Genomic DNA, 12,771 nt, shown 5'->3' on the forward strand with positions numbered 1-12,771 from the left:
AAGTCCCCCGTCCCCACGAAGCGATCGCGACCCGCCGCCGACCACGGGGCCCGCTTCTCCCCCACGCTTTATGGTGGCGCCGTGAAAGGTCACCAGCGGGTGCGGGACGACGAGGGCGGTGCGAGCCGGCTCCTCGCACTGTCCGACGGCGTGTTCGCCATCGCGATGACGCTGCTGGCCCTGGACATCACGCTGCCCTCCGACCTGAGCAATGCCGCCTTCGGGCAGGCGCTGGCGGATGTGGTGCCCAACCTGTGGGCGTACGGCCTCAGCTTTCTCGTCATCGCGGCATTCTGGCGAGGCCACCACGAGATCTTCCGGTACGTACGGGAGGTCGACGGGGTGATCATCCGCTGGGGTCTGCTGAACCTGGGCCTCGTCGCTCTGATGCCGTTTCCCACCACCCTGCTGGCCGAGTACGGAGACCAGCCTCAGTCGGTGGCCGTCTACTCCGGCGCCGTCGCGGCCATGGGAGCCGCACAGCTCGCGTTGACGGTCGCGGTGTGGAAGCGCCCATGGCTGGGCAGCGAGGCACTGCCCGACCCTGTCGCGCGCAACGACGTGGCCGACATGGCGTGGACGGTACTGGTCTTCGTCGTCGCCGTATTCCTCGCCTTCGTCTCCCCGACAGGCGCGAAACTGTGGTGGCTCGTGCTGATCCCACTCAAGGTGATGACGGGCCTGCGGGGTCGGCGCCTGCGCGAGGCGGCACAAAAGCCTGACGCGTAGCCGGGCGGCGCCGTGCCCTTCCGTCAGACCGGGGCGGGCCTGGGGATGGGGGGCGACCACCTGCCGCGCCGGAGCGGCGGGCGCGCCTGGCAGAAACGGCACGAATAGGGGCCCGCAGGGCCCGCCCCGCAACGTTCCGATCCTCGACCAGGACACCGCCCCCGACGGCCTTCGCGCGGGACTCCTCGGCGGGCGCGCGACCCGGCCTACCGCATGCCGAAGCCGAGGTGCGGATCGGCGCCGACCAGCTCACCGCTGGCGTCCCACAGGCGAGCAGCGACCGCCGGGTCGGCCATATGAGGGGGGACAGGCTCACGCCGTGGTCGGCCACGCAGGCCGAAGACCCTCGGCCCCCACAGCTCCCCTCCCTGCACTTCCGGGTCGAGGACGGCACGGACGACGGGCCATGCTCCGGCGTCCTTGCCCTGCACCACGAGCCCGGCGGGCAAGGCTCCCAGCCGCTCGCCGGGGGTCGTCATGCGTACCGGCGGGCGGGACGGGGTGAGGGAATCCAGCGCGCCGCCGGGGTGGGCCACCGCACTGAGCACCGTGCTGCCGACGGCACGCAGGCGGCGATCCAGTTCAAAGCCGAAGTACATCTGCGCCAGCTTCGAGCGGCCGTAGGTGCGCTTGGGCAGGTAGTCCCGGGTCGACTGCAGATCGTCCAGATCCAGTCGCTCGGACCGCGCCGCGAAGCTTCCCACCGTCACGATGCGGCCCGCCGGCGCCGCGGACAACAGGGGTGCCAGCCACTGGGTGAGGGCGAAATGGCCGAGGTGGTTGGTGCCGAACATCAGCTCGTGGCCGTCCTTCGTCTCCCGACGCGACGGATCGTCGAGCGCGACCCCTGCGTTGTGGACCACCGCATCGAGATGATCGAGATCCAGCCTGTCCACGGCGGTCTTCAGGGACGACAGGTCGGCAACGTCCAGCGGAAGGTGCCGCACCTGCGCGCCGGAGACGCGCGAGCGGATCGAGGCCATGGCGGCGTCGGCCTTCGCGGCGTCCCGGCTGCCGAGTACGACGACGGCGCCGGTGGCGGCGAGCTGCTCGGCGACGAAGTAGCCGATCCCGGCGTTGCCTCCGGTGACCAGGAAGGTCCTGCCCTCGGCGGACGGCAGCCGGTGAACGTCCCACGATCGGCTCGGGGATGCGGATGACACGATGACAGGCTCCTTGCACTCTGGGGCCGCGTGCTCATGGGGAGCACCGACCCTTCCAAGATCGCAACCTCCACCGATATGGCGCCGACAGACTTCCGACACCCCTCCGGAGAACGGCAGAGCGCAAGAAGGCGCTTCGCCGCCACCGGTGCACACTGAGAACGAGCGCGGCAGGCTGCTGTGCGTGTCCCAACCGAGGCCCACAGCCCGGCTTTTCGCGCTCTCTTTGATGTCCCTCCCCTGCTCACGCCCGTGTTAGCCGGTCGTTAGCCGAGCGGCAGCCTGGCGATAGCGGCTCCGACCAGAGTGGGTGACGTACCGAGGAAACAACGACACCGACTGCCCCGGGGGACCCCAAATGCGCTCCAACACCACCGCCCGCACCGCCCGCCGCCGCACCCTGCGCATCGCCGCCGCGGCCCTGACCGCAGCCGCCGGCCTCAGCCTGACCGCCTGCTCCGGCTCGGACATCACCGAGACGAAGCCCGCCGCCCACGCGGACACGGGCAAGGCCGCCGCAGAGTCCAGTGGCGCCGGCTCCGCCACCGGGGAGCAGGGTGCCGATGCCCAGCCGGGCCCCGGCGCCAAGGACGGTGCCAAGGCGGGCGCATCGGGCAAGCAGTCGGGCGGCGCGCAGGCCGCCGCCGGTGGCGGAGCGGGCTCGAGTGTGGAGCGTTGCCACACCTCCGGTCTCAAGGCGGCGTTCGCCACGGGCGGCGACGCGGTCCCGGACCCGGACGCGGACGGCGCGACGAGCACCAGCATCGTGCTGACCAACAAGGGCGGCAGCACCTGCAAGATCGGCGGCTTCCCGGGCGTGGACCTCAAGACCGAGAACGGCGGTGGCGTCTGGTCGCTGCAGCGCTCGTCGGCCAAGTCGCACGGTGCGATCACCCTGAAGCCCGGGGACAGCACCGACTTCACGATCAACCTCGCCCTGACCAAGGAGGAGGAGGGCTTCTGGCAGCCCGCCTTCGCGGTCGTCACCCCGCCGAACGAGACCACCTCGCTCACCCTGGACTGGCCCTGGGGCGCCCTCGTCGACCAGCGGGGCGCCACCCGTCCGGCCACCTTCGTCAACCCCATCGGCTGACCACCCCGGGACCGCCCCCGAACATCAACCACCCACGTCTCTGAGCGCGACCACCTCGGAGACGTGAAAGACAAACCAGGGAGACAACCATGAAGCAGTGGCGTACTCGTATCGGTGTCGGTCTCGCTGTCAGTGCTGCGGCACTCGCCATCCCACTGACCGCAACCGCCGCTTCCGCCGCCCCTCCCCCCGGCGACGGCTGGGTCCCGATCGGGGCCGAGAGGTACCCCTCGAAGGCGGAGTGCGAAGCGACGGAACTCCCGATGGCCCAGGCGAACGGGTACCACGAGGTGTGGTGCGACGACAGCAAGGCCATCATGCCGATCTACAACCGCTGACGACCGGCCCCCACTTGGCGAGGTCCCGTCCCGCCGATGTCCGCCATGAACGTCCGCTGCCTGCCCGGGTGTGTCACACCGGAACAGGCAGCGGACGAACACGCGGCCACCGTCCGAGAACAGCAACCAGGGGCCCGCGTTCGTTCCCCGGCAGCTTCGCCCCCTCGCCCCCCTCATCCCCCTCTGCGGCCTCGGCCAACTCGGCAGCTTGAATGCGGACATCCGCGAGCGACCCTCCGCGTGCCGCCGCTCCTCACCGGGGTCGTACGCTCGCTGACCATGTGCATACCGAGACCCGTATGGCTGACCCCGCGCCGCCTGGTGACCGCCACCGTCCTGGCCGCCGTCTTCGCGGCCGGCTGGTACCTGGGACAGCCCGTCCTGCCCTCACGGTGCGAGGTGCCGGCGGCCCCCGTGCGGTACAGCGATCACCTGGCGGTCGACACGCTCCCGGACTGTGACACCAGGCCGCGCCTCCGGAGTTGGTTCTCAGGAGACTTCCGCTAGGGCGTGATTGGCTCCCCGGTCTGACCACTTGGCGTCAAAGGCGGCCCAGGGCGCGATGGGTGGCGGGCGGATCTACTTGGGGAGATGAGCGACCGAGTCCGCCTGCTACGGTGCGCCGATGTCAGCGATCAGGAAGTTCCAAGTCACCTTTGACTGCGCAGAACCTGAGCGTCTTGCTCGATTCTGGTGCGAGGTGTTGGGGTACGTCATTCCACCGCCACCAGAGGGGTTTGCCACTTGGGACGACTTCAAGCGTTCGCAGCCACCTGAGCAGCGGGATTCATGGTTCGCCTGCATTGATCCCTCAGGTGTGGGCCCGCGCCTGTTCTTCCAGCGCGTTCCCGAGGGGAAAGTCGTCAAGAACCGGGTGCATCTTGATGTGCGGGTCGGCACCGGACTCGTGGGTAAGGAGCGCCTTGCCGCACTTGAGGCCGAATGCGCGCGACTGGTCCCTCTCGGTGCGGTACACGTGCAAACGCTGTATGACGGCAACGATGCGTGCATCCCGATGCTGGACATCGAGGGCAACGACTTCTGTATCGACTGAGCATTCTCAGAGGCAGGGTGGCAGGGAGCCACCTTCCTTGGGTCTCTCCGGCTCCGTATGGGGCGGGAGAGACCCCGTGAGGGCGGAGGTTGCGCAGCCGGGCGGCGATGCCGGGCATTGCGGTGTGAACGCCGTCGCCTTTCCGACGGCAGTCACGAGGGATCTTCGAGTCCTTCATTCGGGCGAACTCGTGCTCGATGCGGGCGCGGACCTGCTGGTGGGACCGGTGGTGCCGGCAAGCCCTCAAGCCGCGCCCCTGGCTGTTCGTCAGATCCCCTGACCGCGGACGGGACCCAGCACGCCCTCCCCGTCCTCGGCTCGGCCTCCGCACGGACACGGTCCGGGGAGGGGGTGCTGGTCCGCGCTTTTCCCGCGGAGGGCAGGTCACCCGATGGTGGCGTCGAACGCGTTCAGGGCCTCCACCACCGGCTGGAAGTAGGTGGTTCCGCCGCTCGTGCAGTCGCCGCTGCCGCCCGAGGTGAGGCCCAGCGCCGCGGAGCCTGAGAACAGAGAGCCGCCGCTGTCGCCGGGCTGTGCGCAGACGTTGGTCTGGATCAGGCCGTTGACCCGGCCCTCCGGGTAGGTCACCGAGGCGTTCAGGCCGGTGACCGTTCCGGAATGCACGCTCGTCGTGGAGCCGCTGCGCTTGACGGGCTCGTTGAGTACCGCGTCACGGGCACTGGTGATGGCCTGGGTGGTGCCGTTGTAGAGGTCCACCTCGCTCGGGTGCGGGACAGCACCGGCGGCGGGGTACGCCGCGATGGCGTAGTCGTTGTCAGGGAAGCTCGACCCGTTCTGGGGGACGACCGCGATCTCCTTGCCACCGTCGGACTCGGCCCAGCTCTTGATCAGGTTGCCGCAGTGCCCGGCCGTGAGGAAGGCGTCCGGCAGGCCGGCCCGCTTGACGTTGAAGCCGAGCGAGCACCGGGCCTTGGTCTGGGAGGTCTCGGAGCCGTAGATCGCGTCCCCACCGCTGATGAACGGCGTGAGCGCGGAGTCGATCCGCTTCAGCTGGACCGTCTTCCCCAACGGCTTGAGGACCGCGTTGAGCTGCTCCAGCTTCGCGCCGGTCACCGTGCGGTCGGCGGTGACGACCACACGGTTGGCTTTGAGGTCCGACACCCACGCGGTGCCGGGGATCTCCTTGCTCTTGTTCAGGGCCGCCAAGGTGTCGGCCAACTGCCGGTCGTCGAAGGGGGCGGTCTTCCCGAGCTGCCCGGCCGGGGCCGCGGGCAGCCGCTTGGCGGGTTGTGCCTCCGAGGCGTCGGCGCTGTGCGGAGTGAGGGCTACGGCGGCGAGCACGGCGAGTGCCGTGGCCGCCAGGGTGGCGGCGCGCCGGAGCGGAACGGTCGGTTGCAAGGCATCTCCCAGGTGAACGCCGGAACCACGAGTCCGGAAAGGCCGACCACACGCCGTACGGCGCGGGATGAAGCAACATCCTCACAACGCGCGAACGGCCGCAGAGCGGGCGAGCCAGACGGCCGGAGGAAACCACCCGTAGTGGCTACAGGGCCGCAGCTCCCGTTCTCCGGCCCGCGCGTCCTCCAGGGCCGACGGGTGTGTAGGAGCCGTCGGTGGTCGTTGTTCCCGGGGCGATGACGGTTTGACAGTCGTTCAGCCGGTGGCTCGGTCCGTTGAGGGAGACCCGCCCCGTGGTGCACGAAAGGGTCGAGGTTCGCGGTGACCGTGACCTCGTCGCTGGATGCCTGACCCGACTCGTGGAGGGTGCTTTGCCCTTGGGCGAGTGCGGGGGGGGAATCAGCGTGCGAGGGAGACGGCGAACGGCTGAAATCCGCGACGGCGCACGACGTGGGGTACGAGCAGGACGAGTGCTTCGGTGGCGCGGGCTGTGGTGATGTCGCCGAGATCTTCGATCCACTCGGGTTGCCAGCCCAGGTCGGCGAGAATGCCGGCGGTGCTGGTCTTGGCCGGTGCGTCGTTGCCGGACAGGTAGGCGGTGGGCGGGGTGGACAGGGAAGCGGGGGCGGTCATGACCGGGAAGAGCATGGTGTTGAGTGTCTTGACGACTCGGGTGGCGGGCAGGGCCTGTTGCAGCTGCTCGGCGAGGCTGCTGCCGGGGTAGCAGAGGTCCGAGGGAAGTCCGTCGGGGCTGTGGCGGGTGGCGTTGGAGACGTCGATGAGGATCTTGCCCGCCAGCTCGGTGTTCAGTGCGGACATGCGTGCCAGGGTGCTGTCACCCGGGCTGGCGTTGATCACGATGTCGGTGGTGGCGGCCGTGGTGCGCTGGTCGGCGAGGCGGATCGCCTGGCCGGGGCCGGTCTCGTGCGCCGCGGTCTCTTCGGGGGGCTGCCGGTGGCCGAGGGTGACTTCGTGGCCGGCGGTGGCGAGTTTGCGGGCGAGGCTGCTGCCGACGCGGCCGGCGCCGAGGATGCCGATGCTGGTCATGCTGAGGTGCTCCTTGCCAGGTGGCGGGTGATCAGGTGAGTGAGGACAGGACCGTGACAGCCGTGGCATGGATGCCGGGCGTGGCGGCCAGGAAGTCGGGAGCGGCCAGGTTCCACGGATTGCCGTGGGTGTCGGTGACGGTCCCTCCGGCTTCCGCGACCAGCAGGGCGCCGGCCACCAGACCCGACCGCACATCGGAGAACTGCCAGAAGGCATCCATCCGGCCGGCGGCGACGTGGATCAGCTGCAGGGTGGCGGGCACGGAGACGCGGACAACGAGGCCGTTGAGCAGCATCTGAGTGACGGACGAGCCGATCCGGTGGAACGTGTGCGCGTCTTCCCCGGGCCGGGCCTGGCCCGTGCCGGTCAGGGCCGCGCCCAGGTCGGTCTTGGCCGACACGCGCAGCGGCGTGCCGTTCAGGTGGGCGCCGCGTCCGGCCACCGCGGTGTAGTCGTCGCCGGTCAGCGGGAGATGCACGACCGTGAGGACCGGCTCGTTGTCGCGTACGAGAGTGGCGGTGACGGCCCAGTCCGACATGCCGTGGACGTGGTTGATGTTGCCCTCGGCCGGGTCGACGACCCACCACTCGCCCGGCGGCAGCGCGCCGCCGGCGAGTTCGTCGTCGGCCCAGTTCGCGGTGGGCCGGGACGCCAGCAGGGGCGCTTTCAGGACGTCGAGCACCGCGTCGTCGTTGGCGTGGATCGCCGTGACGATCTCGTCGGCACTCGCGCCGCGGGCATGCGGGACGTAGCGCTCGCGCAGCCGGTCGCCGGCGGCGTGGACGGCGGCGGTGACCTGGTCGAGCAAGGCCTTGTCGAGTTCCGTACTGGCGGCAGTGGACATGAGGTGCTCCCAAGGGGCGTGGCTGGACACAGGGGTGAGAGCGGAAGGGAGTGCGGGGTGGCGCGCTTCTCCGTCCGCACCTCGACGGTAGGGACCACGCGGAATAACAACAAGTGCATGCTTGTAAGCCGTAGCCTTACTCGTATGCAACTGGATTTGAATCTGCTCACCGCACTGGACGCGCTCCTGGAAGAGGGCAGTGTGGCCGGCGCCGCCACCCGTCTCCACGTCACAGCCCCGGCGATGAGCCGGACCCTGGGGCGCATCCGCCAGACCACGGGCGACGACATCCTGGTCCGCACCGGCCGGACGATGGTCCCCACCCCGCATGCCCTGGAGCTCCGCGCACAGGTTCACGACCTCGTCCACCAGGCCCACCAACTCCTGAGCAGGGAAAGGGAACTGGACCTGGCCACCCTGAGCCGCACCTTCACCCTCCGCTGGCACGACGCGTTGGCCTCGGCGTGCGGCCCGGCCCTGCTCGCCGCAGTCCACCGCCAAGCCCCCGGCGTACGGTTGCGCCTGCTGGCCGAATCCGGCACCGACACCCCGGAGTTGCGACGCGGCGAGATCGACCTGGAATCCAGCTCCGCCCAGCCCACGATGCCCGAGCTCCGCCACCGGCTCATCGGCGAGGACCGCCTCATCGCGGCGGTCCGACCCGGCCACCCGCTGACCGACGGCCCCCTCACCCCCGAGCGCTATGCCGCAGCCGAGCACGTCACCGTGTCCCGGCGCGGACGGCTGCGTGACCCCGTCGACGACGCCCTCGCCTCCCTCGGACTCGAACGCCAGGTCATCGCCGCGGCCCCCAGCGCAGCAACAGCCCTTCAACTCGTCCGCGACACCGACCTGGTCGTCACCGTCCCCGCAGCCGTCACGGACTCCGCCGTGCGAGGCCTCGACCTGCGGACGCTGCCCCTCCCCCTCGCAATGCCGCCGATCCCCTTGCACCTGATCTGGCATCAGCGCCACGACAACGATCGCGCCCACGCATGGCTGCGCACCCAGGCCGGCTCAGCTCTGGAGGCCGTGTTCCGTCAGCCGGACTCCGCGCCGTAGACACGCGCACGAGGCCCTCCCCCAGAGCGTCGGCCCTCTCTTCTCCCCTTCCGCTCCCCCTTAGGGATCTCCGTAGGGGCTGCGGGGCGATGCGCGGTGGAACCCGGAGGCACTGCCTCGCGGTGGAACCCGGGGGCAATACCCACCGTCTTGATTGCCGGCCGGAAGGCCCGAAGCCCCGTCCCCGTCCGTCAGGGCCGCGGCACCCGTGAGACGCATACGCCCGGAACCCGCACCCGCCGATCGGCCTCCGGGCGGCGCCTCCGCCCCCGACGCCTCCAAGAGAGGGAGAGCATGATCCGCGCCACGGCAGGTCGCATCCAACCCCCGAACGAGGTGGAGTTCGCCTTCAGGGCGGCCTTCGGAACCGTGTTCCTCGGCATCGGTGACTGGGTGCTGAACACCTTCGTCATTCCTCCCACCGGCCTCCGTCAGCTACGGGACCACGAGGGGACGTCGGGCGCGATCCTCCAGCTTTCCCTGTCCGCCGCGGTGCTCGCGATGCTCGCCGCCGCCTGGCTGCTGTGTGCCGTGGGGATGCGTCGGGGAGGCAACGGGGCCCGGCTGGTGATGATCGTGGTGGGCGTGGTCTGTCTGCTGTTCGTGCTGAACGACATGAGCATGAGCGGGCTCACCTCGCTCGACTGGAGCCTCCTCTCCTCGTATGTCCCGGACCTCTTCACCGCAGCGATCGCGGTCGTCCTGCTCCTGCCCGCCTCCCGCGCGTACTTCTCCGCGGTCAAAAGCGCCGACTGAACGGGCGGCATGGCCCGGCCTCGCGCCCGCGCCCGCGCCCGCCCATGCTCGCGTTCCTCCCGCTGCTGCGAGCCCGACCCCGCTGCCCAGCTGGACGACGGGGTGGGGCTCGGCTCCCTCCCAACCGGGCCCGTCACCGGCCGGGCGGGTCTTCGTGGTCGGCCCGCCGCGGGCAATCACTGAGGCGGCCGGTCACCACCAGGTTGCCGTCCGAGGTACGCCGCGCGAGGCCGCCGGTGCGGAAGTAGCCGTCGGGGGTGAAGGAGCGCGCGTTGTGGCCGGGTGCCCGGTAGTAGCCTCGCAGGGTGTACGGACCGCGGGCGTGGAGCTCGCCGGGCTCCTCGTCGGGCACGTCCTTGCCGTCGGCGTCGACGATGCGGATCTCATCGTCGGGCGAGAGCGGGCGGCCCTGCGTGGTGAGCACGGCCTCGTCCGGATCTGCGGGCCGGGTGAGCGTGAGCAGCCCCTCCGCCATGCCGAAGACCTGCTGCAGACGGCCCCCCAGTTCAGGGCCTATGCGTTCGGCGACGGTCCGGTGCAAGGGCGCGCCGCCGACCTGCACGAGACGCAGGCTGCTCAAGTCGGCCTGGACCGTGGGAAGTAGGTCGAGCCAGCGCTGGGCGACAGCGGGCGTGACCGACGTGATGGTGACCCGCTCTCGTCCGATGGCCTCAAAGCATGCGTCGGGTTCCGGGTTCTCGACCAGGACGACGGTGCCGCCGACGGAGAGCGTGCCGACGATGCCGGGGCAGCCCAAGGCAAGGGGGGACTCGGCGGGCAGCGCGACGAGATACACGTCGTTCTCGGTGAGCGACACCAGCTCGGCGGCGGCCCGCGCCTGGTAGGCGTAGTCGTTGTGCGTGCGCGGGATGAGGTGGGGCGCCGTGGCGTTATCGCCGGAGAGCAGGAAGAACGCCACCTGGTCGGCACTGTGCGCAACCGCCCGCTCGGTCGGGGCGTCGATGGAGCCCAGCGGGAAGTAGTGGCAGCCCGACGGGTCGGTCGTCAGGCCGCCGTACGGGGACGCTGTGCCCGGCGCCTCAAAGGTGAACACCCGCCGCAGGAAGGGCCCTCGGGCCGCGATGTCCGCGACCATCGCCGTATGGTCGAAGCCCTCGTACGTCGACGGGCCTACGTAGCCGACGGCGTGAGTGACCTGCACGAGGTGGGACACCTCGGGCCCGCGGTGCGAGAGCCGGCAGAACACCGGGACCGCGCCGAGGCGCATCAGCGCGAACGCGGTGATGACGAACTCAGGAACGTTCGGCAGCTGGACGACGACCCGCTGGCCGGGCCGGAGGCCGCGCAGCCGGAATCCGGCCGCCATGCGGTCCACGCGCCGGTTCAGGGCCGCGTACGTGATGCGGGTGCCGCCGTGCACGAGCGCGGTCCGCGGTCCGTACTGCAGGGCCCAGCCGCGCAGCAGATTGTCCAGCGTATTGCCACGCCAGTGCCCGGCCGCCCAGTAGCGGTCGACGAACACCTCGGGCCAGGGCGTGCAGCCGTCGAGCATTTCTGTCATGCGCTTCCTTCTGTACCAGTCTTTCTGCACCAGTCCTTCGGCGCCGGATTCCGCCCGGAGCGTCTTTCGGCGCAGGCGAGCAGTCCGACCCCGCGCGGCGCTCCAGACGTCGGCGGCTCATGGTGTGTCACGGGCCCGGTCCAGCACGACGGCGCCCCAAAGGAACCTCGCCGTCTTGACCTTGGCGATCCCATCCGTCAACACCCCGCTGACGCAATGTGCTTTCCGAACCATGGATGCTGAAGTCCCTCAGCAGAAAGCCCAATGCGCGCCACTGACCAGGAGGAATGGTGGGGGTCGTCGACAAACGATGAGGACGTTGCCCATGCGCTGATCGCCAGACTGGGCCTCCTCGGTGTGGTACGGCCACACGGGCCCCAAGCGAGCTCAACATCAGGTGCTCGCGAGGCATCGACATCTATGCCTGCGTCAGGCCCCTTCGCTGGAGCCATCGCCAGGGATCCTGGCGGGTGAGCAGGTCGCGGATCGCTGCCCAACCGACCCGGAAATCCGCACACCGGAGCCACCGGAGCCTGACCAACCCGACACCAACTGGGCCGAACACCCCCCTCCCTCAGGCGCGAGCGGGCAAGCTGAGCGGATGAGCACACTCACGCACGCCGCCACCCTCGTCCTCGCCCCGTCGCTCCTGGTCGCCGTGACGGCTGCGACTGCCCACGCCGAGGCCCGCCCCGCAGTCGCCGCGAGCGCCTGCGCCAAGGCGGCACTCGGCTACGAAGCGCACGCACTGCCGCCGATCGCGAGCGGCGTCGTCCTCATCACCGTGACCAACAAGAGCCACACCGCCTGCACGATCGACCGGTTCCCGACCGTGACCTTCGCCGGCCTGGACGGCTCTGCGCAGCCGGTGCCGCCCACCCAGAGCGGCCCCCGCCGGCTCGGCGCCGATGGCCACCTGTACGCGGCGCTGCGCACCGACGACCGGAGCGGCTCGGCCCGTTACGTTCCGAGCCTGACCGTCAGCGCCAACCCCGGCTACCCCGGCAGCCGGTTCACCGCGGCCCAGATCGGCGCCCCCGCGCCCGGCATCGCGGTGTACGACCCGATCACCACGTGGTGGAAGAAGACCGTGGACGAGGCGGTCGGGGCGCTCCCGAAGGACGCTGCCTGACCGGGCCCGCACACGCGGGGACGGTCCCCGCGGTCAGCCTTCGGGGCACCGGTACAGCAAGGCGCCCCGCAGCATTGAGCTGCGGGGCGCCGAGCGTTCCGTCAGGCCGGTGTGACGTTCTCCGCCTGCGGGCCCTTCGGGCCCTGGGTGACGTCGAAGGTGACCTGCTGGTTCTCCTGCAGCTCACGGAAGCCGGTGGAGTTGATGGCGGAGTAGTGGACGAAAACGTCCGGGCCGCCGCCGTCCTGGGCGATGAATCCGAAGCCCTTTTCGGCGTTGAACCACTTCACGGTACCGGTGGCCATGTTGTCCCCTTGTCCAGGGTCGGGGGGCACTGGCTTGTCAGTGCCCCTGGGTTAGGTGATCGCCCTGGTCCTCAGGCACTGCTGCACAGCACAGCGCCCGCGGTGCGAACCGCGGACGCTGAGACGTCGAACCACGACTACTGACAGGAAGTTAGCCCATCCGCGGTCGTCTGACCACGGGGCACAGCGGAAAGGACGACAGAGAGCGCCCGATCGAGGGTCGAAGTGCGGTCTACCCCACCGAAGGAATGGCTGGTCACAGGGGCCGGGATCGCCCTCTTGGGGGCATTCACGAGGGGGTGTCGGCCGGCGCGGTCCGTCGGAAGGGATGTGGTCCCGCACCAGGAGGCTCGCCCCGAAGAGGTCG

Annotated in this window: 14 protein-coding genes and 1 pseudogene; 8 read left to right on the plus strand and 7 right to left on the minus strand. The window is 70.2% G+C overall.

Annotated elements, in window-relative coordinates; all coding sequences use genetic code 11:
* The first annotated feature begins 81 nt into the window (after window positions 1–81).
* Window positions 82–729, plus strand: a complete 648-nt coding sequence (locus tag ACIRQ7_RS06180) for a TMEM175 family protein (protein ID WP_403671854.1) — start codon at window positions 82–84, stop codon at window positions 727–729.
* Between the two features lie 206 nt (window positions 730–935).
* Here ACIRQ7_RS06180 and ACIRQ7_RS06185 read toward each other — a convergent pair whose 3' ends face one another.
* Entirely contained in the window at window positions 936–1,892 is a 957-nt protein-coding gene (locus ACIRQ7_RS06185) for an SDR family NAD(P)-dependent oxidoreductase (RefSeq protein ID WP_404260282.1), read from the minus strand.
* Between the two features lie 358 nt (window positions 1,893–2,250).
* On the opposite strand from ACIRQ7_RS06185, the gene ACIRQ7_RS06190 reads away from it, so the two are divergent.
* The 4 genes from ACIRQ7_RS06190 (at window position 2,251) to ACIRQ7_RS06205 (ending at window position 4,377) form a co-directional block, all read left to right on the plus strand.
* Window positions 2,251–2,985, plus strand: coding sequence for a DUF4232 domain-containing protein (locus ACIRQ7_RS06190; RefSeq protein WP_404260284.1), 735 nt, complete (start codon window positions 2,251–2,253; stop codon window positions 2,983–2,985).
* An 89-nt stretch (window positions 2,986–3,074) separates the two neighbouring features.
* Entirely contained in the window at window positions 3,075–3,323 is a 249-nt protein-coding gene (locus tag ACIRQ7_RS06195; RefSeq protein WP_404260286.1) for a hypothetical protein, read from the plus strand.
* Between the two features lie 279 nt (window positions 3,324–3,602).
* Window positions 3,603–3,830 carry a hypothetical protein gene (locus ACIRQ7_RS06200; RefSeq protein ID WP_404260288.1) on the plus strand — a complete coding sequence of 76 codons (228 nt, stop codon included), beginning with the start codon at window positions 3,603–3,605 and terminating at the stop codon, window positions 3,828–3,830.
* 118 nt (window positions 3,831–3,948) lie between these two features.
* On the plus strand, window positions 3,949–4,377 hold the full coding sequence (locus ACIRQ7_RS06205) for a VOC family protein (protein WP_404260290.1): 429 nt from the start codon (window positions 3,949–3,951) through the stop codon (window positions 4,375–4,377).
* A gap of 85 nt (window positions 4,378–4,462) precedes the next feature.
* Here the strand turns inward: ACIRQ7_RS06205 and ACIRQ7_RS06210 are convergent.
* The 4 genes and pseudogenes from ACIRQ7_RS06210 to ACIRQ7_RS06225 all read right to left on the minus strand — a co-directional run.
* Window positions 4,463–4,609, minus strand: a pseudogene (locus tag ACIRQ7_RS06210) (IS5/IS1182 family transposase); the annotation flags it as partial.
* Between the two features lie 152 nt (window positions 4,610–4,761).
* Window positions 4,762–5,748: a S1 family peptidase gene (locus tag ACIRQ7_RS06215; protein ID WP_404261318.1), complete on the minus strand. Its 987-nt coding sequence runs from the start codon at window positions 5,746–5,748 to the stop codon at window positions 4,762–4,764.
* A 387-nt stretch (window positions 5,749–6,135) separates the two neighbouring features.
* Window positions 6,136–6,783 carry an NADPH-dependent F420 reductase gene (locus ACIRQ7_RS06220; protein WP_404260292.1) on the minus strand — a complete coding sequence of 216 codons (648 nt, stop codon included), beginning with the start codon at window positions 6,781–6,783 and terminating at the stop codon, window positions 6,136–6,138.
* 31 nt (window positions 6,784–6,814) lie between these two features.
* Window positions 6,815–7,627, minus strand: coding sequence for an inositol monophosphatase family protein (locus ACIRQ7_RS06225; protein WP_404260293.1), 813 nt, complete (start codon window positions 7,625–7,627; stop codon window positions 6,815–6,817).
* Between the two features lie 144 nt (window positions 7,628–7,771).
* On the opposite strand from ACIRQ7_RS06225, the gene ACIRQ7_RS06230 reads away from it, so the two are divergent.
* Both ACIRQ7_RS06230 and ACIRQ7_RS06235 read left to right on the plus strand, forming a co-directional pair.
* A complete protein-coding gene (locus ACIRQ7_RS06230) occupies window positions 7,772–8,689 on the plus strand; it encodes a LysR family transcriptional regulator (RefSeq protein WP_404260295.1) in 918 nt (305 codons plus the stop codon).
* A gap of 294 nt (window positions 8,690–8,983) precedes the next feature.
* The gene (locus ACIRQ7_RS06235) at window positions 8,984–9,445 is read left to right on the plus strand and encodes a hypothetical protein (RefSeq protein WP_404260297.1); all 462 of its coding nucleotides are present in this window, start codon (window positions 8,984–8,986) and stop codon (window positions 9,443–9,445) included.
* Between the two features lie 133 nt (window positions 9,446–9,578).
* On the opposite strand, the gene ACIRQ7_RS06240 is transcribed toward ACIRQ7_RS06235, so the two are convergent.
* The gene (locus ACIRQ7_RS06240) at window positions 9,579–10,967 is read right to left on the minus strand and encodes a (2,3-dihydroxybenzoyl)adenylate synthase (RefSeq protein WP_404260298.1); all 1,389 of its coding nucleotides are present in this window, start codon (window positions 10,965–10,967) and stop codon (window positions 9,579–9,581) included.
* A 601-nt stretch (window positions 10,968–11,568) separates the two neighbouring features.
* Here ACIRQ7_RS06240 and ACIRQ7_RS06245 point away from each other — a divergent pair.
* A complete protein-coding gene (locus ACIRQ7_RS06245) occupies window positions 11,569–12,099 on the plus strand; it encodes a DUF4232 domain-containing protein (RefSeq protein WP_404260299.1) in 531 nt (176 codons plus the stop codon).
* Between the two features lie 101 nt (window positions 12,100–12,200).
* Here ACIRQ7_RS06245 and ACIRQ7_RS06250 read toward each other — a convergent pair whose 3' ends face one another.
* A complete protein-coding gene (locus ACIRQ7_RS06250) occupies window positions 12,201–12,404 on the minus strand; it encodes a cold-shock protein (protein WP_403671827.1) in 204 nt (67 codons plus the stop codon).
* Between the last annotated feature and the right edge of the window lie 367 nt (window positions 12,405–12,771).

Source organism: Streptomyces sp. NPDC101393, from assembly GCF_044767385.1.
Classification (GTDB): Bacteria; Actinomycetota; Actinomycetes; order Streptomycetales; family Streptomycetaceae; genus Streptomyces.